The sequence below is a fragment of the Kocuria sp. LHG3120 genome (assembly GCF_049897445.1).
In the GTDB taxonomy this organism is placed as follows: Bacteria; Actinomycetota; Actinomycetes; order Actinomycetales; family Micrococcaceae; genus Kocuria; species Kocuria rosea.
On sequence record NZ_JAFCWG010000002.1, the window covers coordinates 607,286 to 627,401 of the forward strand.

22 protein-coding genes are annotated in these 20,116 nt (G+C 68.0%); 16 read left to right on the forward strand and 6 right to left on the reverse strand.

Annotated features, from left to right (window positions below; all coding sequences use genetic code 11):
• Position 1 precedes the first annotated feature (1 nt).
• Entirely contained in the window at positions 2-1,141 is a 1,140-nt protein-coding gene (locus ACP7CD_RS06800) for an ABC transporter ATP-binding protein (RefSeq protein WP_426119582.1), read from the forward strand.
• Positions 1,142-1,344: 203 nt separating this feature from the next.
• Here ACP7CD_RS06800 and ACP7CD_RS06805 read toward each other — a convergent pair whose 3' ends face one another.
• Both ACP7CD_RS06805 and ACP7CD_RS06810 read right to left on the reverse strand, forming a co-directional pair.
• Positions 1,345-2,685 carry an FGGY-family carbohydrate kinase gene (locus ACP7CD_RS06805; protein ID WP_426119584.1) on the reverse strand — a complete coding sequence of 447 codons (1,341 nt, stop codon included), beginning with the start codon at positions 2,683-2,685 and terminating at the stop codon, positions 1,345-1,347.
• 42 nt (positions 2,686-2,727) lie between these two features.
• Positions 2,728-3,504: a class I fructose-bisphosphate aldolase gene (locus ACP7CD_RS06810; protein WP_426119586.1), complete on the reverse strand. Its 777-nt coding sequence runs from the start codon at positions 3,502-3,504 to the stop codon at positions 2,728-2,730.
• Between the two features lie 189 nt (positions 3,505-3,693).
• On the opposite strand from ACP7CD_RS06810, the gene ACP7CD_RS06815 reads away from it, so the two are divergent.
• The 3 genes from ACP7CD_RS06815 to ACP7CD_RS06825 all read left to right on the forward strand — a co-directional run bounded on the left by ACP7CD_RS06815 (position 3,694) and on the right by ACP7CD_RS06825 (position 6,556).
• Positions 3,694-4,689 carry a dihydroxyacetone kinase subunit DhaK gene (locus ACP7CD_RS06815; protein ID WP_426119588.1) on the forward strand — a complete coding sequence of 332 codons (996 nt, stop codon included), beginning with the start codon at positions 3,694-3,696 and terminating at the stop codon, positions 4,687-4,689.
• Between the two features lie 11 nt (positions 4,690-4,700).
• Positions 4,701-5,378, forward strand: a complete 678-nt coding sequence (gene dhaL, locus ACP7CD_RS06820; RefSeq protein WP_426119590.1) for a dihydroxyacetone kinase subunit DhaL — start codon at positions 4,701-4,703, stop codon at positions 5,376-5,378.
• Between the two features lie 398 nt (positions 5,379-5,776).
• On the forward strand, positions 5,777-6,556 hold the full coding sequence (locus ACP7CD_RS06825; protein ID WP_426119592.1) for a GntR family transcriptional regulator: 780 nt from the start codon (positions 5,777-5,779) through the stop codon (positions 6,554-6,556).
• A 70-nt stretch (positions 6,557-6,626) separates the two neighbouring features.
• Here the strand turns inward: ACP7CD_RS06825 and ACP7CD_RS06830 are convergent, their stop codons facing one another.
• Positions 6,627-7,973: an MFS transporter gene (locus ACP7CD_RS06830; protein WP_426119594.1), complete on the reverse strand. Its 1,347-nt coding sequence runs from the start codon at positions 7,971-7,973 to the stop codon at positions 6,627-6,629.
• 34 nt (positions 7,974-8,007) lie between these two features.
• Positions 8,008-9,003, reverse strand: coding sequence for an alcohol dehydrogenase catalytic domain-containing protein (locus ACP7CD_RS06835; RefSeq protein WP_426119596.1), 996 nt, complete (start codon positions 9,001-9,003; stop codon positions 8,008-8,010).
• Positions 9,004-9,180: 177 nt separating this feature from the next.
• Here ACP7CD_RS06835 and ACP7CD_RS06840 point away from each other — a divergent pair, with 177 nt between their 5' ends.
• From ACP7CD_RS06840 to ACP7CD_RS06865, 6 genes are all read left to right on the forward strand, one after another.
• Positions 9,181-9,573: a hypothetical protein gene (locus tag ACP7CD_RS06840; RefSeq protein ID WP_426119598.1), complete on the forward strand. Its 393-nt coding sequence runs from the start codon at positions 9,181-9,183 to the stop codon at positions 9,571-9,573.
• Positions 9,574-10,341: 768 nt separating this feature from the next.
• A complete protein-coding gene (locus tag ACP7CD_RS06845; protein WP_426119600.1) occupies positions 10,342-10,980 on the forward strand; it encodes a TetR/AcrR family transcriptional regulator in 639 nt (212 codons plus the stop codon).
• On the forward strand, positions 10,977-11,342 hold the full coding sequence (locus tag ACP7CD_RS06850) for a hypothetical protein (protein WP_426119602.1): 366 nt from the start codon (positions 10,977-10,979) through the stop codon (positions 11,340-11,342). The genes ACP7CD_RS06845 and ACP7CD_RS06850 overlap by 4 nt, the downstream gene beginning before the upstream one ends.
• Positions 11,343-11,358: 16 nt before the next feature.
• Entirely contained in the window at positions 11,359-11,790 is a 432-nt protein-coding gene (locus tag ACP7CD_RS06855; RefSeq protein WP_426119604.1) for an SDR family NAD(P)-dependent oxidoreductase, read from the forward strand.
• Between the two features lie 51 nt (positions 11,791-11,841).
• Positions 11,842-12,417, forward strand: a complete 576-nt coding sequence (locus ACP7CD_RS06860) for a hypothetical protein (protein ID WP_426119606.1) — start codon at positions 11,842-11,844, stop codon at positions 12,415-12,417.
• Between the two features lie 331 nt (positions 12,418-12,748).
• On the forward strand, positions 12,749-13,171 hold the full coding sequence (locus ACP7CD_RS06865; protein WP_426119608.1) for a hypothetical protein: 423 nt from the start codon (positions 12,749-12,751) through the stop codon (positions 13,169-13,171).
• 169 nt (positions 13,172-13,340) lie between these two features.
• Here the strand turns inward: ACP7CD_RS06865 and ACP7CD_RS06870 are convergent, their stop codons facing one another.
• On the reverse strand, positions 13,341-13,688 hold the full coding sequence (locus tag ACP7CD_RS06870; RefSeq protein ID WP_426119610.1) for a hypothetical protein: 348 nt from the start codon (positions 13,686-13,688) through the stop codon (positions 13,341-13,343).
• A 329-nt stretch (positions 13,689-14,017) separates the two neighbouring features.
• Between ACP7CD_RS06870 and ACP7CD_RS06875 the strand changes: the two genes are divergently transcribed.
• A complete protein-coding gene (locus tag ACP7CD_RS06875) occupies positions 14,018-14,701 on the forward strand; it encodes a winged helix-turn-helix domain-containing protein (protein WP_426119612.1) in 684 nt (227 codons plus the stop codon).
• A gap of 206 nt (positions 14,702-14,907) precedes the next feature.
• Positions 14,908-15,141, forward strand: a complete 234-nt coding sequence (locus ACP7CD_RS06880; protein WP_426119614.1) for a hypothetical protein — start codon at positions 14,908-14,910, stop codon at positions 15,139-15,141.
• 53 nt (positions 15,142-15,194) lie between these two features.
• Here ACP7CD_RS06880 and ACP7CD_RS06885 read toward each other — a convergent pair whose 3' ends face one another.
• Positions 15,195-16,073, reverse strand: coding sequence for a helix-turn-helix transcriptional regulator (locus ACP7CD_RS06885; protein ID WP_426119616.1), 879 nt, complete (start codon positions 16,071-16,073; stop codon positions 15,195-15,197).
• Between the two features lie 146 nt (positions 16,074-16,219).
• Here ACP7CD_RS06885 and ACP7CD_RS06890 point away from each other — a divergent pair, with 146 nt between their 5' ends.
• The 4 genes from ACP7CD_RS06890 to ACP7CD_RS06905 all read left to right on the forward strand — a co-directional run bounded on the left by ACP7CD_RS06890 (position 16,220) and on the right by ACP7CD_RS06905 (position 20,105).
• A complete protein-coding gene (locus tag ACP7CD_RS06890) occupies positions 16,220-17,104 on the forward strand; it encodes an aldo/keto reductase (protein WP_426119618.1) in 885 nt (294 codons plus the stop codon).
• A gap of 511 nt (positions 17,105-17,615) precedes the next feature.
• Positions 17,616-18,650, forward strand: a complete 1,035-nt coding sequence (locus tag ACP7CD_RS06895) for an aldo/keto reductase (protein ID WP_426119620.1) — start codon at positions 17,616-17,618, stop codon at positions 18,648-18,650.
• A gap of 148 nt (positions 18,651-18,798) precedes the next feature.
• Positions 18,799-19,341 (forward strand): flavodoxin, encoded by a 543-nt coding sequence (locus tag ACP7CD_RS06900; RefSeq protein WP_426119622.1) that lies wholly within the window; start codon positions 18,799-18,801, stop codon positions 19,339-19,341.
• Between the two features lie 32 nt (positions 19,342-19,373).
• Positions 19,374-20,105 (forward strand): SDR family oxidoreductase, encoded by a 732-nt coding sequence (locus ACP7CD_RS06905; protein WP_426119624.1) that lies wholly within the window; start codon positions 19,374-19,376, stop codon positions 20,103-20,105.
• The last annotated feature ends 11 nt before the right edge of the window (positions 20,106-20,116 follow it).

Here is a 20,116-nt window from a genome sequence, read left to right on the forward strand (position 1 = left end):
CATGTCTTCTGTACGCTACGCCAACGTCACCTGTCAGTACCCCGGGGCCGAGCGCCCCTCGGTCACCGGTCTCAACCTCGACATCGCCGACGGGGAATTCCTCGTCCTGGTGGGCCCTTCCGGGTGCGGGAAGTCCACCACCCTGCGGATGCTCGCCGGGCTGGAGGACGTCACGGGCGGCTCGATCTACATCGGTGACCGCGACGTCACCCACACCCCTTCCAAGGACCGCGACATCGCCATGGTCTTCCAAAACTACGCCCTGTACCCGCACATGACCGTGGCCGAGAACATGGGCTTCGCCCTGAAGATCGCCAAAATCAGTGCGGACGAGCGGCGCCAGCGGGTGGAAGATGCCGCGAGAATTCTGGACCTCACCGACTACCTGGACCGCAAGCCCAAGGCGCTCTCCGGCGGCCAGCGCCAGCGCGTCGCCATGGGCCGTGCCATCGTGCGCTCCCCGCAGGTGTTCCTGATGGACGAGCCGCTGTCGAACCTCGACGCGAAGCTGCGAGTCCAGACCCGCACCCAGATCGCCTCCCTCACCCGCCGGCTCGGGGTCACCACCGTCTACGTCACCCACGACCAGGTCGAGGCAATGACCATGGGCGACCGGGTCGCCGTGCTCAAGGACGGACACCTCATGCAGGTCGACACCCCGAGGGCCCTCTACGACAGGCCCGCCACGGAGTTCGTGGCCGGGTTCATCGGGTCGCCCGCAATGAACCTCTTCCGCGTCCCCGTCACCGAGGCCGGGGCTCAACTGGGCACGGTCCGGGTCCCGCTGACGACCGCCCAGCGTGCGGCCGTGACCGGATCCCAGGTGTCGGTCGGGATCCGGCCCGAGGACCTCCACCGGGCCAGTGAGGGCACCGGGCTGCCGATTGTGGCCGATGTGGTCGAGGAGCTCGGGGCGGACGCGTTCGTCTATGGCCATCTGGCCCCAGTCACCGCGACCAACCGAATCGTGCCCGTGGACCCCACTACCGGCACTGCTGACGACCCCACCACCCATGAGTTCATCGTCCGTGTCGAGGGCCGCACCCCGCCCCGAGCCGGGTCCACCATCTGGGTAGCCCCGAACTTGGAGCACGTCCACCTGTTCGACGCCGCCACCGGCAACCGCCTGCCCGAGGATTAACCGCACGCGACAAGAACAGCTTCCCCAGTTGCTCCCACGACGCGGGAAGGAGCCTCTATCGCAGTGCTATCCGCCGCTATCCGGGCCATATGTAAACAGCCGCCCTGCCTGCCTTGCGTACCCTGACTTGTTGGTCACCGGCGCTTGTGTTGTTGTCGGCTCAGCCGGAAGGTGCGTGTCACCAACGGCGGATCAGTGTCTTGTCACAGCGCGGCTTCCCGCAGGGAGAGCGCAATCTGCGGGGATGCCTTCCAGTCGATGGCCCGGGCCGCGAGCAGAGCTGCACCGACGGCGGTGACTTCGGGTTCGGGGATCACCGTGACCTCCGAGCCGCTGATCATCTCCTTGACCTGGACCCAGCCAGGAGATCGCGACCAGCCGCCGGCGGCGAATACGGGGGCGCCCTCGGGCATGTGCGCAGCCACGGCGGCCACGGCGTCGGCCCCGCACTGGGCCAGTGCTCCGGCCACGGCCGAGGCGCGTGAGACGGGATCGGCGGGAGCGTCGGTGGTGTAGCGCGGGCGGCCTCCTCCGGGGGTGCCGGGGATGAAGGTGCTGGAGGTGAGGAAGCTGTTGGGCGGGACGGAGCCGTCGATGATCCGTCGCAGTACTTCCCCGACCGCGGGGCTCTGGGAGGCCCACTCGATGTTGCGGGCGAGTTCTTCCACGCGTAGCAGGGTCGTGCCGGCGGCGCGGATGCCGGGGGCGACGTCCACATGATTGCTGCGCGGAACATTGGGGATGGGTGACTGGGCGACGACGACTTCCGCGGTGCCCATCGAGTCGAGGATGGCTCCGGGATGGAACTGGTTCACCCCCCACCCGCCGATCGGGTGGTCGTGGCCTCCGGCGACGGCCACTGCCCCTGGGGCCAGGACTCCGGCCTGGGTCAGGCGCGCTGAAACCAGGGGGCCGACGACGTCCCCGGTGCGCACGACCGGGGGCAGCAGGGCCGGGTCCCCCAGGGTGACCTGCACTCGGTCAGGGAGCCACTGGCGGGTGTGGGACTGCCAGGCCGCGGTCCGGGCGGCCAGGGTGTCGCTGATGAAGGCCGTGCCGGTCCAGCGCGCAGCGGCGAAGTCGGTGAGCGTCACCCACTGGGTGGCCTGCTCGACCCCGGGCTGTTGGCGGGCCCAGTACCAACCCACGAGGGTGCGGGCGGGGTCGGTGGCCACGCACAGCTGATCGGCTTCGGGCAGCTGAGGCAGCAGCTGCTGAAACAGACCTACCCGGCGCGGGTCGAACCATGCCAGGACCCGCCCCAGGGCCGTGATGGTCTCGTCGACGAGCACGCCGTCCTCGCCCACACCGGCGGCGCTGACCGCGCTGACGCTGTATTCGGTGGCACAGGCTTGGACGATCATCTCCTCGATCGCGTCGAAGAGCACGTGCGTGTCGATGGACAGGTCCGACGGATTGCGGGCGGTCGCCCGTTTGGCGCGGGCGACCACCCGTCCCGTCTCATCGAGGGCTACGACCTTCGTGTTGGTGCTTCCGATGTCGATGCCGCAGACGACCGGAGTGCGTCTCGTTAGGGTACCCACGCTCGTTTTCTCCTTTGATCGGTGCGGCAGGCGACTACGGACTTAGATGGCGAAGGACGCTTCGCGGGTCAGGACCGAGACCTGCGAGAGGACGTCCTCTGCCTGGGCGCGCTCCCGCTGCCAGATGTTGCGGCCCACGATCACCCCGCGCGCTCCGGCACGGATGGTCTGGGCGATGGCGTCGACCGTCTCGGCCGGCTCGCCGGCCAGCGGGCCGCCGGCGATGACCAGGGGCACCTGCAGCTCATCGACCAGGCGCCGGGTGCGCTCCTCGCCCGGGAAGGCGATCTTGATGATGTGGGCGCCCAGGTCGTAGGCGATCCGGGCGACCTTCTCCTCCTCCACGATGACCTCTTCGGTACGGGGGGCGCCCATGATCACCGGCTCGAGCACCAGCGGGATGTCCCACTGGTCACAGGCGGTAACGACCTGGCCGACACGGGTGCACATCGCGGCCCGCTCCTGGCGGGAGAGGTTCCACGGGAAGAGCATCTTCACTGCGTCGACACCCATCCGGACGGCCTCTTCCACGGTGGTGATCAGGCTGTGGGAGCCCCCACCGTCGAGGTTGTCGACGTCGTAGTAGGTGTCGATGGTGAGCACCCGTGACAGGTGCGGGTTCTCGGCGAAGAAGCCCTCTGTCTGCTTGACCTGGCCCGGGGTCATCATGAACCCGGTCACCCCGTTGTTGCCCCACGCCGCGAAGGAAGCCGAGGGGGTCTCCAGGCCGGAGATGCGATTGAAGATGAGCCCGTGGTCCACGGGCATGATGATGGCGGCGCGGTCGGCGGGGAGGGTGCGACGCAGACGGTATTCCATGGACATGATGACTGCTTTCTCTCGATGAGCGAGGACTGTCCGCCCCAGGAAGGCTGTGTCCAGACCAGAATTTCCTGGTGAGTGCCGGAGCTGACTACACGGACAATCTTGTACGTACAGTCTGGACAATTAGTACGGTACTCACTACCGTAATGTGAGTCAAGCCACTTCATCCGAGGAGGACGGCCCGTGCGTCGCCAAATCATCAACCAGCCCGAAAGCTTCGTCGACGAAGCCCTCGAAGGCCTGGAGCTCACCTACCCGTCGCTGCTCGCCTACCGGCGCGAGGCAGGGATCGTCACACGCAAGACCCCAGCCAAGAGCAAGGTCGGCCTGGTCTCCGGGGGCGGCTCCGGCCACGAGCCGCTGCATGTCGGGTTCGTTGGCACCGGAATGCTCGATGTCGCCGTGCCCGGGGCGGTCTTCGCCAGCCCCACCGCACTGCAGGTGCACGAAGGGACCCTGGCCGCCGATTCCGGGCGCGGAGTGGTCCAGATCGTGAAGAATTACACCGGCGATGTCCTGAACTTCCAGATCGCCGGCGAACTGGCCGGTGATGAGGCAGTCCAGACCGAGACCGTCCTGGTGGCTGACGACCTGGCCACCGAGACCACCGAGGACGGCCCCGGCCGCCGCGGAACCGCTGCGGTGGTGGCCGTGGAGAAGATCGCCGGGGCCGCCGCCGAGATCGGGGCCGACCTCGTCGAGGTCGCCGAACTGGGTCGGCGCGTGGCGCGCAACTCCCGCACGATGAGCCTTGCCCTGTCGGCGGGCACCCACCCGGGGGCCGCCGATGCTGCCTTCACCCTCGGGGCCGAAGAGATCGAGCTCGGCGTGGGGATCCACGGTGAGCGCGGCACCGGCCGGGTGGCCTTTGCCGGGGCCGACGAGCTGACGAACCTGCTTTTGGAGCCTCTCGTGGCCGAGCTGGAACTGCGCCGGGGAGCCGCCGTCATCGCCATCATCAACGGACTGGGTGGGGCCTACCCCTTGGAGCTCAGCGTCGCCGCCCGTGCGGTCCACCGCCAGCTGGGGGCGGCCGGGATCAGTGTGGCCCGCTCCCTGGTCGGATCGTTGGTGACCTCCCTGGACATGCACGGCATCTCCGTGACCCTGCTGCCGGCCGATGAGGATCTCATCGGCCTGTGGGACGCCCCTGTTCATACCCCCGCCCTGACCTGGTGAAGGAGCCAACCATGACCCAGAACACCACCACCCTGCCCACCGACTTCGGAGCCCGCTGGGTGAGCACCTTGTCCGAATCCTTCCTCGGCAAGACCGACTCCCTGGGCGATCTCGACCGGCAGGTCGGTGACGGCGACTTCGGCTCCAACATCGCCACCGCCCTGCGCCTGACCAAGAGCAACATCGACCAGGGCGCCCCGGAAACCTACAGCCAGTGGGTCACAGCCCTCTCCCGCGGCTTCCTCGGCGTGGGCGGCACCAGCGGGCCGCTGTTCGGCATGTTCTTCCGCGACCTCGCCCGCTGCACCTCCGGCCAGGAGCCGACCCTGGAGGAGTTCGCAGCCGGACTGACCGCGGGCGTGGCCACCGTCCAGCGCTACGGCAAGGCCGAGGTCGGGCACAAGACCATGGTCGACGCCATCGTCCCGGCCTCCCAGACCCTCAACGCCCAGGTCGCCGAGGGTGCGGAGCCGGCGGCCGCCCTGGAGGCCGCTGCGGCCGCGGCGGTGGAGGGCGCGCAGTCCACCGCCGCGATCCTCGCCCGGCGCGGACGCGCCAGCTACGTCGGCGAGCTGGCCCGAGGAGTCCTGGACCCCGGCGCGGCCGCCGCCGCGATCATGATCCAGGCCGCCGCCGTCGCCGCCACCGGCACCGAGGGCCCGGTCGACACTAGCTGGATCACCGAGTAACGCCCCCCAGATCGATCAAGGTGCCCCGGCCCGGCGGCTTCTCCACCGGCCCGGGGCACCTGCATTCTGTCTGGACAATATTTTCGAGAAGGCGCGTCGAAAACCACCCGGCGCGGACCTGGGTGCCGGCGCTGATCCGAGGGGTTCTCCGTCTCGGCGGCGCTGCCACCGCACAGGGAACTCCGATCCTCGCCGCGACCCAGTGCGGATCCATGGTCGCGGTGCACACACCTGCAGGACGTTTGCCCACCGCCTCGCGAAGACGTCGTCGCACCCCGGGTGGGCGGGGTGGTCGAATGAGCACAGTCCTCTCCCTCTGTCTGGACAGTACGTACTTGACCTATGATGAGGAATGATTCGGCGTGGACTCCGCACAGTCCAAGAGAGGAAGCGCTCCCATGCCTACCGCAGTGGAAACCATTAATCGCCAGTCCCCCGTCCCGTACTACCAGCAGCTCGTCGATGTGCTCGCCGAGCGCATCACGGCCGGACTGGTGCAGACGGGGGAACGCCTCCCAAGTGAGAACGAGCTGTGCAATGAGTTCGGGCTCTCCCGGGCCACGGTGCGCCAGGCCTTGCAGCTGCTGGAGTCGCGCGGGCTGGTACAGCGCATCGCCAAGCGCGGGGTGTTCGTCAGCGAGTCTCCCCCCGTCCGGGGCTGGGTGATCCAAGGCAACGAAGGGTTCCTGGAGAACGCGATCGGGCATCAGAACCGCTCTGTGACCACCCGTGTGCTGCGCGCCGGGCCCGTCGCCCTGCCTTCCTACGCGAGCAAGGAGTTGGAGCAGCCCGAGGGCACCATCGGTTACGAGCTGGTGCGCCTGCGCACCCTTGAGGGGGTGCCGGCGCTGTACAGCATCAACTACCTTCCGCCCACCCTCGCCCCGGTCGTGGCCGCCGCTCAGGACGTGCTCAATGGGCAGGCGTCCCTCTCGGAGCTGCTGATCGGTGCCGGCTATGCCCTGGGGGGTGCGCACCGGACGATCCGGGCTATGACCCCGACCCGGGAGATCGCCCAGGCCTTGGAGATCAAGGAGTCCTCCCCGGTGCTGCGGATCCGTTCCACCTCCTGGACCGGTGCCGGGGAACGGTTCGATGTGTACGAGACCTGGGTGCGCAGCGAGATCGTCCCGCTGGAGGTCAATGTCTCCACCATGGACCTGGGGTCGGCCCGCTGAGGAAACCGCTCGTGCGAAAGAGGGGGTCCGCGCCATGTCGGCGCGGACCCCCTCTTTGGTGCTCGGGACCCTAGGGTCGGGGCTGACGGTGCTCGTGCGGGTGAACGGCCAGGTGCCCCAGCTCGCTGACGTCCTGGAAGGCCACCCCCTTCTCGATGACCTCCTGGGACTCCTCGGGGATCTTCAGCCAGTGCACCGAGACGCCGGCCAGCACGTAGAGGGCGGCGAAGACGATGGTCACTCCCCCGGCGCCGATCAGCTCCAGGAACAGCGCGACGATCAGCGGGCCCACGAAGGTGGCCGCGCCGGCGCCGAGGTTGAGGACGGCGATGGCGTTACCCTTCTGCCCCGGGGCCATCAGCGACATGAGCACCGAGATCGGGGTGAACCCGGCCAGGGTGATGCCGAAGAACGCCGCGCAAGCCACGGCGACCCAGTACTGGTCCGCGAAGGCCTGGGGGACGAAGTACAGGCACAGGGCGCTGATGGCCGAGCCGAAGCAGCCGAACCAGCGCAGGGTCCGGTGCCAGCCGAGCCGGTCGCTGAGGATCCCGAAGAACAGGTTGGCGAAGATGTTGGCGAAGCCCAGCGTGAACACCAGCTGCAGCCAGCCGGCGGTGCCGTAGCCCAGATCGGTGATGAAGATGGTGGGCAGGAAGACCAGGAAGCCGAACTGCGGGGCGGTGTTAACCACCCGGATCAGGCAGCCCAACCCCACCCGCGGGTTCGTGAAGGCGATCGCGACACTGTTGAGGATGCTGCGTCCGGTGGTGACCTCCGGAGCCGCCAGCCGGGTACCACCCTTGGCCTTGCGGATGCCCACCAGCGAGATAATACCGCCCAGGATGACCAGACCCAACGACAACCACAGGGTCACGTACGGGCCCACCAGCGGAACGGAACCGCTGGCGAAGAGCGACCCGAGCGTGGGCAGGCCACCGGTGAAGGCGAAGTAGAACCATCCCACTGCCGATCCGAGGCGGTGAGCAGGGCTTCCGGCCAGCACCCACACGAGGAACCCGTAGGCGAAAAGCGGGTAACCGAAACCTCGCACCCCGTAGGCCAGCAGCAACAGCGTGAAGTTCCCCGAGGGCACGGCCACGGCCAGGAAGACGATCTCGAAGACGACCCAGATGACCAGACCGAGGATCATCACCCGGCGAGGCCCCCAGACGTCGGACAGGGCCCCGGCGAGCCAGGAACCGAGGGTCACGATGAGGCCATAGGCGGAGATGATGATCGCGGCCCGCGTGGCGGAGCCGGCACCATTGTCTGCCAGATACGGGGCGATGTAACCGGACTCGACGCCGTCACCGATCATGAACAGCAAAAGACCAACGAAACCCCAGACCAGCGGGCGGGGCAAGCCGATGCGCTCGACCAAGGAGTCGTGCGTCTTCGGAGATGTGGTGGACATGTTTTCCTTCTTCAGGGCCAGGTTCCGCAGAACGCTACTGCTGGGGGAGGATGTGGACCTTGCGCACCGTTTCGGAGCTCGCCGCCTCGAGGGCGGCGGCATAGTCCGAAAGGCCGAAGGTGTGGGTGACCATGCGCTGGGCAAGGTCAGGTAGATCACGGATCGCCTCGACTGCGGCAGCATAAGAGCTGGCCAGGGACTGGGATCCGACGATGACCAGCTCGCGATCGAACAGGTCGTAGGGGAACAGATCGATGTGGGCCGCGGGGCTCACCACACCCATCTGCAGCAAGGTGCCGCGCTCGGCCAGCTTGGCCAGCGCATCCGAGACCGCTGAGGGGTGCCCGCTGGCCTCGATGACCAGGTCTATGTCACGCTCCGTGGCCCGCCCCCCCGGGGCGTAGGCGTGATCGGCCCCGAACTCCAAGGAGGCTTCACGACGCACGGGGCTGGGCTCGATGATGTCGATAGAGCGCGCCCCCCGCGCCTTGACCAGGGCCGCGGCCAGCAGGCCGATGGAACCGGCCCCGTAGATCAGCACCCGCTTGTCCGCCACGTCAGCGACCCGGCCCAGGGCGTGCAAGACACAGGCCAGGGGTTCGATCAGCGCCCCGGTGGTCCAGTCGATGTCATCGGGCAGGGGGAAGACCACCGAGACAGGAACACTCACCCGTTGAGCGACAGCCCCGTTGCAGGTCACCCCGATCGGCACCAGATTCCGGCACAGGTTCGGGGCTCCGGCCTGGCACTGGTCGCAGTGCCCACACGCCACGTTCGGGTCCACGCACACGCGGTCGCCCACGGCGAAGTCGGTCACCTCCGGTCCCACCTCGACGATGGTGCCGGCGAACTCGTGACCGGGAACGACCGGGAAAGTGCCGGTCGGGTAATCCCCCGAAGCCAGATGGATGTCCGTGCCGCAGATCCCCACCGTTTCCGGGGCGATGACGACCCCATCGGGCCCGGCGACGGGATCGGGAAGGGTTGTGACGTCGATGGACCCTCGTCCATCCAGAACTACAGCGCGCACGTCGCGCTCCTCTCCGCTCGATCACGGCTGAGGACGTTCCCCGACCGCGCGGTCTCATCCGACGGACACACGGGCCGGCTTGAGACGTGACTCACACTGTACTGCGAATCACACGGTTCGTATAGACGTTCCGTACTGTACGTACAAGGTTGGTGTTCGCGTTACGCCCCGAGTGTTATGCCTGGCCGCGTTCCTCACCGCACTGGGCAAGACGGCACGCAGCCGCAAGGAAGCGGCCCCAGGGGCCTGCTCGGCGGGATCGCCGTTTCCCTGGCTTGCATCATCGCCAGCCTGGTCCTGCTGGCGAACATCGCCCGGGTCACCGGCACCGAGATCGTGATGCTGGTTCTCGTCGCCAACCTGAGTCCCTTGTTGGCCTCCAAGTTCTTCCTCATCGTCCTCGCCGACATCTACACGACAGCGGTCCCGTTGCTGTGGACCTTCCCCTCGCGCTTCTTCGCCGAAAAAACGTCCCACTTCAAGTACGCAACCCTTGCTCTCACTGCGATCGGGACCCTGATCGGCCTGGTGTGCTGCCCTTCTCCCAAATGGTCAATATCGCCTACCTGATCAACCGCTACGTGGGCGTCCTACCGCTGGCCCCATCACTGGCGAAGACCGGCAAGCGGCTGGCCCAGCGACACCTTCTGCAGCGACGGGGCGGCCACCCCTGGGTCGACAACCCCAATCGCCCGAATGCACCCCGAGTGGGTGCGCCCGGGCGATCGAGCTGCCCCCGGCGAATCGACATCGGTGGTGGCTACTGACTCGCTCATCTCAATGCCGAGTCGGAACCATGTCCCTGGCGGCCCTCCGCATTCATGCCGGGGGGACGGTGACACTCTGATCCACGGGGTAGTCGCGTGACCATCCTGAAGCCGGCCATATGTAAAGCGGCAGGGGCCGGAGCAGCTCCTGATTCGGGATTCTCTGAATATTGGTGTGCGAAGTGTCGGTTCCGCTCGAAGTTTGAGCAGTGTGTCCGCATCTGCTCCGTATTCGTCCGTCGTCGACAACACAGAGGGGCGCTGGTTCGGCGCTCCTCGATGAAGCTTCCGAGGTCGAAGTAACTCCCGAATATTTCGAACGACCCCTCGAGTGTTTTTCCCCAGTCCAGGTCATTCAGACTCATCCCTCCGCGCGCAAGCGGTCTCACGCGGCTCACCCGAGGGTGCGGTAGCGATTTAGGGACAAGACGTCTTCCCTCCCCACTGGTTGCTGCGCGCTGCCATCGGCGCCTCTTGGGCGCTGGTTGCGCCTCCCGTGGGCATGGCGGTACCGCGGTGCATGTGCCACACTGGTTACGTACCGATCGATACGAAACTACTAGGAGGGGCGATGGGAACCGGCGGACGGCCACGCGCGTTCGAGCCGGAGGCGGCCCTCGACGCCGCTGTCGACACGTTCTGGCGTCACGGATACGAGAGCACGGGACTGACCGAGCTCACGGAAGCGATGGGCATCAGCCGCCCCGCGCTCTACCGTGCGTTCGGGGACAAGGCCCAGCTGTTCCGCGCAGCGCTGGAGCGCTACATCGAGCGCAACATGGGCTACGTGGAGGCTGCCCTGGACATGCCTTCTGCTCGGAGGGTCGCTGAAGCGTTCCTGATCGGCAACGCGAAAGCGGTCACGACTCCCGGCCGGCCACCTGGATGCCTCTCCGTGCAGGCGATGGTCACCCACGAGACGGACGCATTCTCCCTCCTCGCCGAGAACCGCAAGGTGATCCAGGAACGCCTCGCCGCCCGGTTCCAACAGGCCATCTCTGACGGCGATCTCCCCCCGGATGAGGACCCGGAGGACCTCGCACGGTTCCTGATCACGCTCACCACCGGTTTCGCCATCCGCGCCGCGGACGGCGAGCCCCAAGACGCGCTGGTCGCCCTCGCCCGCCGCGCGCTCACCGTGTTCCCCGCACCTGATCTCGTATCGCAGGACCGCCATGCGCGGACTCATCTTGAAAGGCATGACCCATGACCGGATGCGCACACCTCGCCGCGGCCCGCGACGAGGCCCTCGAGGTTCGCCGTCTCTACGAGATCCTCGAGCAACGCTTCAACGGCATGACCTGGTCCCTGCACGAGCTGATGATTGGGTTCTCCAACGACGTCGGATACATCGGGCGACTCCTGCTCGCCCAAGACGGCACGTGGGGGATCGACGGCGACCCGGACGCCGAGCTGAAGCACAAGCTCGCCGAAGCCCTGTGGTGGGTCTTCGTCCTCGCCGAAAAGCTCGACATCGACATCGACCAAGCCTTCACCGAGTCGATGTCGACGATCCGCACCGGACTGCACGAGACGATCGCCCGCACCGACACCACCGACCCTTCTCCGTGAACCCGGCGAGGACGCCATGACAACCAGCCCCACCATTGAGAGCGGCCCCGGAAACCCTGTGGATGGGCGCCACGCAGGCAAAGTCGCCCTGGTCAGGGGCGGGGCTCGTGGCTTCGGCGCCGGTACCGTTCGTCGTCTCGCGGCTGAGGGCGCGCGGGTGACGTTCACCTATGCCTGTGCGACGGGAGAGGCGCAAGCGCTCGTGTCGGCCATCACCGATTCCGGCGGTCGGGCTGCGGGGATCAACGCGAACAGCGCCGATCGAGCGCAGGTCCGTGATGTGATCGCCGAGCTCGCCGCCCAGGAGGGGTGCCTCGACATCGTGGTGGCCAACGCAGGCGGCGGGACCAAGAAGCGCGTCGCGGAGCTATCCGACGACGAGATTGACCGCATGACCGACGTGAACATCCGCGGCACCCTCGACATCGACGGCGGATACAGCTCCTGAACCCCACCGAACCACCGTCGAACACACCGCACGGCACAAGGAGACCCAGGAATGCTTACCACACCTCACTTCCACGCATCGGACGACCCCGAGTTCGTGCGCACCCCTTCCGTGACCTACGCGTCCATCCTCGGCGCTGGTTCCCCTGGCACCGACGAGTTCTACCGCAAGAAGGTCCTTGTCAGTGACATTGCCCGCCAGCTCGGCAACGGGACCACCCCGGTCATAGAGATCCAGTACTGGTACCCGGACGGATCGGTCCCGGTTGAGATCGCGGACTTCTACAGTGTCAACCCGGTCTCCTCGCTGCGATACCGCGTCCTGGCCGCCATCCCCGACAACACCACCGCCGAGGCACTGAACGCAGTACGCACCCGCGCAGCAAGCCCCTCCGCGCGAGCCATCGACAGCCTTGAGCTATTCACCGTCCCGGAGCACGACGTCGTCCAGGTCATGCACCACGGGCCGTTCGCGGAGGAGTTCGGCGCCCTCGCCCGCCTCGGCCAGTTCGCATGGACGCAGGAAAAGCACCGAAGTGGACCGCACCACGAGCTCCACCTCGACAGTTTCGCCCGCGAAACGCCACAGGACACCCTGCGAACGATCCTGCGCGATCCCGTCGCGTGAAGGCAACGCCCCGCACGTTGCCGCCCCCGACGGCGGGCGGGGTGCAGAGGACGGCCTTTCAGATGAGCCATCCGCAGTCGCTGAGCAGGGACGGCAGGGACGGGCCGTCTCCCACACCCTCGACGGCGACAGTTGACCTCCTCCTCGATGAGACGTCTCGCGCCCCTTGCCTCAAGACTGCCCGACGTCACAATGCTCAGCTTGCTTTCATAGTTATCGGTCCAGCGCCTACCCTGGTCAATCACCACCGCGATCCCTCCGGTCCGCCGGTGTGACCCTGCCCCAGGTCGCCACCGCGAGACCACCCGTCGTCTGCGAACAGGAAAAACGCATGACCACCTCTGCACCTCGGGCTCTAGCCGTCGAGCTGCACCGCGCCTCTCCCGCCCAATGGGTCGCCACCTACTACCCCATGGTGGTCACCGCCGCAGGCCGCTGGGCCGAAGTCACCTGGGACCTGCACCAGCACCTGATGCCTCCTATCTCCGTTCCACCGGAGCCGGCACGGTGGCTGGAAGTGTGCAGCCCGAGTCCTGAGCACCCTTGCTACGCCGGCCACCAGCCCTGGGCCACCCAACTGGCCGCCGGCTACGCCACCGCACTGGCCGCCCACAACACCGAAGCCGCGAAGGAGTCCCTCTCAGCCCAGGAGGCACAGCTGCTTCAAGATGGCACGTTCGTCGTTCCGGCCGGACAGCTCTCGGAATGGGTGCTCGACGATCTCGAGGACGAGACCTTGGGCATCCAAGGCTGACCCTGTGCACCCACCAGGACACCACGTGATCTGACGCACAGGGAGATGAGGGTCGATGATGCCCTCGCACCGAAACACCCGACCGGCAGGACCAGATCTCCGCATGCCAGCCTGACTCCAAGGACGGCGGCAGCGCTGGGTCAACGAACGGGGTAGCCCGGCCAGGAGATCAGTAGCGTGTCCCGGGCTTGTCCCATGCGCCCAGGATCACCGGCTCGAGGGCGGGTTCGAGGTAGTCGACCTCCCCGGCCGAGATGAGAGCACCGGGGGTGTGCCCGTCGGCCTCACAACGCACCAGCACGACCATGCCCAGGTCAGCGGGCTCGTAGACAGCGCACAGCACCGTCTCCCCGGCACGCAGGTTCAACCCCGGCCGGTCCACGCGCATCCGGCAGCGCGACAACTCGGCGGCATCGACCCAGGGCATGGGATCGAAGACCACGCCGACTCCGATGCCCGGTGAGATCGGCACGGGACCGGCACCCGGCGGGGCGGGCAACAGATCAGAGACACTCATGGCTGTGGTCCTTCAGGTCGTCTCGGGCGCACCAGGAGCTACAACAACTCCAGGTGCCGGTGGGGGTGATCGACGACGCTGTCCACTTCCAGGCTAGAGGCCCCCCACAGTTAAAAGAAGCAGGCTGTCAATCCTGTCATCAGTTGTTCATCTTTCGCCGGGACACCGCCACAACGCGACCGCCGGAACACCGTCGAGGAGACGTCCTGCCTCCCGTTGCTCTGCAAGGCGCGCCTGTGACAACGAACTCCCCCCGGACGACAGCAGCAGCTGTGGTGGGGGTCTTTACACTGACAGCTCAGCCCGTACCCCGGAATGGAGAAACACGCGTGTTCCAGATCCTGTTGCTGACCGATGCGCACGGGCCTTCGGCTTCGGCGCTGCCGGCGCTGGGCCTGTTGAACCACCGGGTCACCGTGGTGCCGACTCGCACGGCCTCGGGCGTCCTGGACGGTCACCAGCCCGACGTCGTGCTGCTGGACGGGCGGAGCGATCTGATCATCGCGCGCAACCTTGCGCAGCTGCTCACGGCCAAGGGCCTGGCGGCGCCGCTGCTGATGGTCCTCACCGAGGGCGGGATGGCGGCGGTGGCCGCGAACTGGATGGTCGACGGCGTCGTGCTCGACACCGCCGGCCCGGCGGAGGTCGAGGCGCGGCTGCGCCTGGCCTCCACCCGCTCCACCGAGGTCGTCGAGGACGAGACCCGCATCCGCGCCGGTTCCGTGGTCATCGACGAGTCCGCCTACTCCGTTCACCTCAACGGGGCGCCCCTGGACCTGACCTATAAGGAGTTCGAGCTGCTGAAGTACCTGGCCCAGCACATCGGGCAGGTCTTCACCCGCGCCCAGCTGCTCAGCGATGTGTGGGGCTACGACTACTACGGCGGCACCCGCACCGTGGACGTGCACGTGCGGCGCCTGCGGGCCAAGCTGGGTGCGGACCACGAGCACCTGATCACCACGGTACGTAACGTGGGCTACAGCTTCACCAAGATCCGCGACCGACAGGACTGACCCAGCTGCCTTGCCGCCGCTCCCGGGGTACCAACCTGGCTGGTCCCCAGGCCGGCCATCGGCCAGGGCCCCTGAGGATGGGCCCCTGTTACGGAGCGGCCACAGCCCTGCCACGCTGGGGCCAGCAAACCCGCAGGACCCTGGTGGAAGGCAGGTGTAGGGCTCCGATGGATGACCGGGCGATCGCCAGGGCACAAGCGAGGCTGATGCGCGCGGCGACCGCCAAGGCCGGGCTGGGCGTGGAAGACCTGTGGCAGGCCTACGTGGAACTGGGTGGGGAGGTCGGGCAGCTGGAGGTCGAGGCCTACCTGCATCACGCCCTGTATCTGGCGCCCCGGCACCGGGACACCCTGGTGCGGGCCGCCAACCAGCTGGCACCGGCCAGCAGCGTCCCCTACAGCCGCGACCTGCGCCCGGAGGAGTACCCGCCGGAGCTCTGACTGGACGGCGCTGACACACAAGGTGGCCTGATCCGACCGAGAGATGGAGTTGGTCAGTGGTGGGGGCCGGTTGGATCGAGGGTGTTGGCGGGATCGGCGATCCAGCTGCGCAGCAGGGTCAGTGCGTCGGCCGAGGGGGTTCCCGGTGCTGGGAGGTAGGTGGCGATGGTGAGTCCGGGGGTGGAGGGGACTGCCAGGACGTCGTAGCCCAGGGTGATTTCCCCGACGACGGGGTGGTGGATGCGTTTGGTGCCGCTGGTGTGGGTGCGCACGGTGTGCCCGCCCCACCAGGTGCGGAAGTCGGGGCTGCGGGTGGCCAGTTCCCCGACCAAGCTCATCAGGGCCCGGTCGCTGGGATCCTGACCGGCGAGCAGGCGCAGGGCCGAGGTCGCTTGCCGGGCGATGGTCTCCCAGTCGGGGTAGAAGTCCTGGGCGCGGGGGTCCAGGAACAGGTACCGGGCGGAGTTCACCGGTGCCGCGGCCTGGGGGAACAGGTGCGGGAACAGGGCTCGGCCCAGGGCGTTGGACCCGACCGGGGTGCGCAGCCGGGTGGAGGCGATCGCCGGGACATCGCCCATGGTGTCCAGCAGCTGAGCCATTTGGGGTGGTAGCCGCGGTTCGGGCTTGGTGCGCGGTGCGCGGCGGGGCCCGGTGGCCGCGCGGGCGAGATCGATCAGGTGGGTGGTCTCGGCCTCGTCCAGCTGCAGGGCTCGGGACAGGGCGAAGAGCACGCTCTCGGACACCCCGCTGAGGTCCCCGCGTTCCATCCTGGTGTAGTAGGCGGTGGACACCCCGGCCAGCTGGGCGACTTCCTCCCGGCGCAGCCCCGGCACACAGCGTTCACCACCGAACACGGTCACCCCGGCCTGCTCCGGGGTCAGGCGGGCGCGCAGGGTAGTGAGGAACTGCTGCACCTCGTGGCGGTTGTCCATGTCCCCAGGCTAGGCCGGTGGCCGCCGGGGGTGGGAGCCCCTGCCAGTCACCCCCACCCCGAGTCGTCCCCGCGAGGCGGGGCTGGCGCTGGGGGATAACACCAGGGACTCTCACCGGCCCCGGGCCTGCTCCTACCGTGGGAGGCATGTCTAACACCACGATCACTTTGAACAACGGCGTGCAGATGCCGGGCCTCGGGCTCGGGGTCTTCCAGACTCCGCCCGATCAGACCCGAGAGGCCGTCCGGGCGGCCCTGGCCACGGGCTACCGCCACATCGACACCGCGGCCGCTTACGGTAACGAGAAGGAGGTCGGCGAGGCCTTGTCCGACTCCGGTGTTCCTCGCGATGAGGTCTTCATCGAGACCAAGATCTGGATCAGCGACTACGGCTACGACCAGACGCTGCACGGGTTTGAGAAGAGCGCGGCGAAGCTCGGGGTGGAGCAGATCGACCTGTTGATCCTGCACCAGGCGCTGCCCACCGCTTTCGACCGCACGCTGGAGGCCTACCGGGCCCTGGAGACCCTGCTCGAGCAAGGCAAGGTCCGGGCGATCGGGGTCAGCAACTTCATGGTCGACCACCTCACCCAGTTGCTCCAGAGCGCCACGGTCGTTCCTGCGGTCAACCAGATCGAGGTGCACCCCTACTTCCAGCAGCCCGAGGTGCAGGCGTTCGGCGCCGACCACGGCATTGTGACTCAGGCCTGGTCGCCCATCGGCGGGATCACCTTCTATCGCGACGGTGAGCACACCAGCACGTTGGAAGACCCGACCATCCTCAGCATTGCGGCAGCTCACGCCAAGAGCCCGGCCCAGGTCATGCTGGCCTGGCACCTGCAGCAGGGCCGGTCGGTGATTCCGAAGTCCACCAAGGCCCACCGCATCGCGGAGAATTTCGAGGTCTTCGACGTCGAGCTCACCGACCAGGAGCTGGCCGCGATCAACGCCCTCGACACGGGTCGCCGGGGCGGGCCGGAGCCTGCGGACATCACCCTCGAGGCCTACGGCATGCCGATCCCCGAGGCCTGATCCCCTTACGGAGCGGCCCCCGGGGCCGCCCCACCCCTCCCCCGGCACAGGCCGATCCCCGAGCACTCGGGTGATGCGGCGCGGTGCCCTCGCACCTCACTTGAAGTGCGGCCGTCGCCGGCGGCTGCGGGCAGCAGAGGCGACGGCCAGCAGATGCGACGGCCAGCCGGTACACGAATCAGCCGGTCCTGCCGCGCCCGCTTCCCGCCCGGGGGCGGTTTTCCCAGCAGGAGCAACCCTCGCATCCCCGGTCACTGTTGGCGGTCCGCTCGAGGACCACGACGCCGGGCATCAGGTCCATGGCGACGATGAATATGAAGGAGATCCCCCGATGCACGATCAGGACAGCCCACCGACCCGCGCCGCCACTGATCGCGGCCGGCGCCGTTTCCTGCAGGGCGCAGCCGTGCTGGCCTCCGTCCCATTGGTGACCGGTATGGCCGCACCCCCCTCGAACGCCCACACGCCGTGGCCGGGCCGCGGCAGAGGCCCCGGGAAGGGTACGGACCCGGTGACCGTCGCCACCACGGTGAGCGGACGCCGCATGCTCGGGGCCCTGGAGGTCTCGGCCACGGGTTTGGGCACCCAGACCATGACGGGCGATCTGTACGGGCCCGTCACCAGCCGGGCGGACATGGTCTCCCTCATCCGCACCGCTACCGATCAGGGGGTGACGTTCTTCGACACGGCCGAGGCCTACGGGCCCTTCGAGTCCGAACGCATCGTCGGGGAGGCGCTGGAACCGGTCCGTGATGAGGTGGTGATCGCCTCGAAGTTCGGCTGGGACATCGACCCGGCCACCGGACAGCGCACCGGTGGGCTCAACAGCCGCCCCGAGCACATCCGGGCAGCCGTGGAGGGCATGCTGGCCCGGTTACGGACCGACCGCATCGATCTGCTCTATCAGCACCGGGTGGATCCGGCCGTCCCGATCGAGGACGTGGCCGGCACCGTGGGCGAGCTGATCGCCGAGGGCAAGGTCCTGCACTTCGGGCTCTCCGAGCCGGGGGTGGAGACGATCCGCCGGGCCCATGCGGTGCAACCGCTGACCGCGATCCAGAACGAGTACTCCATGGCCTGGCGCGGGCCCGAAGCCCACGTCCTGCCCCTGTGCGAGGAACTCGGGATCGGTTTCGTGTGCTGGGCGCCGCTGGGCATGGGCCTCACCACCGGGGAGATCACCCCCTTCACCCGCTTCACCGAGGGCGACTTCCGCCCCATGGTCCCGCGCAACAGCCCCGAGAACCTGGAAGCGAACATGGCGTTGGTGCAGCTGCTGCAGGACTGGGCCGTGCGCAAGGGCGCCACCCCGGCCCAGATCTCCCTGGCCTGGCTGCTGGCCCAGCGGCCGTGGATCGTACCGATTCCCAGCACCACCCGGCTGCCCCACCTGCTGGAGAACCTCGGGGCCGAAGAAGTCACCTTCAGCCCCGCAGAGCTGCAGGAGCTGACCACAGCCCTGGAGGCGATCACGATCCACGGTGACCGACTGCCGGGCCCGGCCCTGGCCATGACCGGTGTCGAAGCCCCCACCCCGACGGGCTGAGCCCACCATGCCGGCCCCCACACACCGACCCCCGGTGCCCCGACGGACGCTGCTGCGCGCGGCCCTGGGCGGGGTAGGCATGGCCACGACACTGGCCGTCTGCACCACACCCGCCCCGCCCCCGGACCCGACAGGACGGAGCACCCCGATGAACACCTCACCGGCGGGCCCGGTGCTATTGGCCTACTTCTCCCGGGCCGGGGAGAACTACTACTACGGCGGCCGCCGGACCCTCCAACTCGGCAACACCGAGGTGCTGGCCGGGATGATCGCCGAGCTTATCGACTGCGATATGTACCGGATCGAGGCGGCCGAGACCTACCCCGTCGACTACGACGAGACCGTGGCGCGCAACGTCGCCGAACAAGACGCCGAGGCCCGCCCGGCCATCGCCCACCCGCTGCCCGACCTCACCGGCTACGCCACGGTGCTGATCGGGAGCCCCATCTGGAACGTGCGCGCCCCGATGATCATGTCCACCTTCCTTGAAGCCCTGGACTTCACCGGCACCACGATCCTGCCCTTCACCACCCACGCGATGAGCGGGCTGGGCACGGTACCCCGCGACTACACCGCACTTGCCCCCACCGCCACGATCGGCCCCGGCCTGGCCGTACGCGGGGAGGAAGTCTACGACGCCGCCGCCGACACCGAGCAGTGGTTGGCCCAGGTCGGCCTGCTCGAGCGCTGACCCGCCCACCCCTTTTCGAAAGGACCCCTTTCATGACCACCACACCGAACACCGGCCGCGTTGCCGTCATCACCGGCGCCTCCTCCGGCATCGGGGCCGCCACCGCCCGGGCCCTGCACGGCACCGGGTACCGGGTGGCGCTGCTGGCCCGGCGCACCGACCGCCTCCAGGCCCTGGCAGCCGAACTCGGCGAGGGGGCGGTCGCCATCGCCGCCGAGGTCACCGACCGCGATTCTCTTCTCGCGGCCGCCGAACAGATCAAGCAGGACCTCGGCGGGGCTGACGTGCTGGTCAACAACGCCGGGATCATGCTCCTGGGCCCCTTCTCCGCCGACCAGCACGCCGACTACCGGGCCATGATCGAGGTGAACCTGCTCGGGGCGATCACCACCACCGAGGTGTTCCTTGACCAGCTCCAGGACGGTGGCGGGGACATCGTGAACATCTCCTCCGTCGCCGGACGCACCGCCCGCCCCGGAAACGGCGTCTACGCCGCGACCAAGTGGGGACTCAACGGGTGGTCGGAGTCGCTGCGCCAGGAACTGCTGCCCGACGTGCGGGTGACGCTGATCGAGCCCGGTGTCGTGGCCACCGAACTGCCCACCCACATTACCCACGAGGCGACCAAGACGGCCGTGGACCGGCTCTACCACCAGGCACCCGTCACCGCTGAGGACATCGCCGAGGTCATCGCCTTCACCCTCACCCGCCCCCGCCACCTGGCCATCCACGAGATCCTGCTGCGTCCCGCCGACCAAGCCTGACCCCCCCCCCC

Bases quoted from the DNA above. Each gene is read 5' to 3' on its own strand.
- ACP7CD_RS06810 (WP_426119586.1), bottom strand. From the start codon at position 3,504: ATGGAATACCGTCTGCGTCGCACCCTCCCCGCCGACCGCGCCGCCATC.
- ACP7CD_RS06890 (WP_426119618.1), top strand. From the start codon at position 16,220: ATGTCTAACACCACGATCACTTTGAACAACGGCGTGCAGATGCCGGGC.
- ACP7CD_RS06885 (WP_426119616.1), bottom strand. From the start codon at position 16,073: ATGGACAACCGCCACGAGGTGCAGCAGTTCCTCACTACCCTGCGCGCC.
- ACP7CD_RS06850 (WP_426119602.1), top strand. From the start codon at position 10,977: ATGACCGGATGCGCACACCTCGCCGCGGCCCGCGACGAGGCCCTCGAG.
- ACP7CD_RS06855 (WP_426119604.1), top strand. From the start codon at position 11,359: ATGACAACCAGCCCCACCATTGAGAGCGGCCCCGGAAACCCTGTGGAT.
- ACP7CD_RS06840 (WP_426119598.1), top strand. From the start codon at position 9,181: ATGCCTGGCCGCGTTCCTCACCGCACTGGGCAAGACGGCACGCAGCCG.
- ACP7CD_RS06905 (WP_426119624.1), top strand. From the start codon at position 19,374: ATGACCACCACACCGAACACCGGCCGCGTTGCCGTCATCACCGGCGCC.
- ACP7CD_RS06825 (WP_426119592.1), top strand. From the start codon at position 5,777: ATGCCTACCGCAGTGGAAACCATTAATCGCCAGTCCCCCGTCCCGTAC.
- ACP7CD_RS06870 (WP_426119610.1), bottom strand. From the start codon at position 13,688: ATGAGTGTCTCTGATCTGTTGCCCGCCCCGCCGGGTGCCGGTCCCGTG.
- ACP7CD_RS06830 (WP_426119594.1), bottom strand. From the start codon at position 7,973: ATGTCCACCACATCTCCGAAGACGCACGACTCCTTGGTCGAGCGCATC.
- ACP7CD_RS06800 (WP_426119582.1), top strand. From the start codon at position 2: ATGTCTTCTGTACGCTACGCCAACGTCACCTGTCAGTACCCCGGGGCC.
- ACP7CD_RS06845 (WP_426119600.1), top strand. From the start codon at position 10,342: ATGGGAACCGGCGGACGGCCACGCGCGTTCGAGCCGGAGGCGGCCCTC.
- ACP7CD_RS06900 (WP_426119622.1), top strand. From the start codon at position 18,799: ATGAACACCTCACCGGCGGGCCCGGTGCTATTGGCCTACTTCTCCCGG.
- ACP7CD_RS06860 (WP_426119606.1), top strand. From the start codon at position 11,842: ATGCTTACCACACCTCACTTCCACGCATCGGACGACCCCGAGTTCGTG.
- ACP7CD_RS06880 (WP_426119614.1), top strand. From the start codon at position 14,908: ATGCGCGCGGCGACCGCCAAGGCCGGGCTGGGCGTGGAAGACCTGTGG.
- dhaL (WP_426119590.1), top strand. From the start codon at position 4,701: ATGACCCAGAACACCACCACCCTGCCCACCGACTTCGGAGCCCGCTGG.
- ACP7CD_RS06865 (WP_426119608.1), top strand. From the start codon at position 12,749: ATGACCACCTCTGCACCTCGGGCTCTAGCCGTCGAGCTGCACCGCGCC.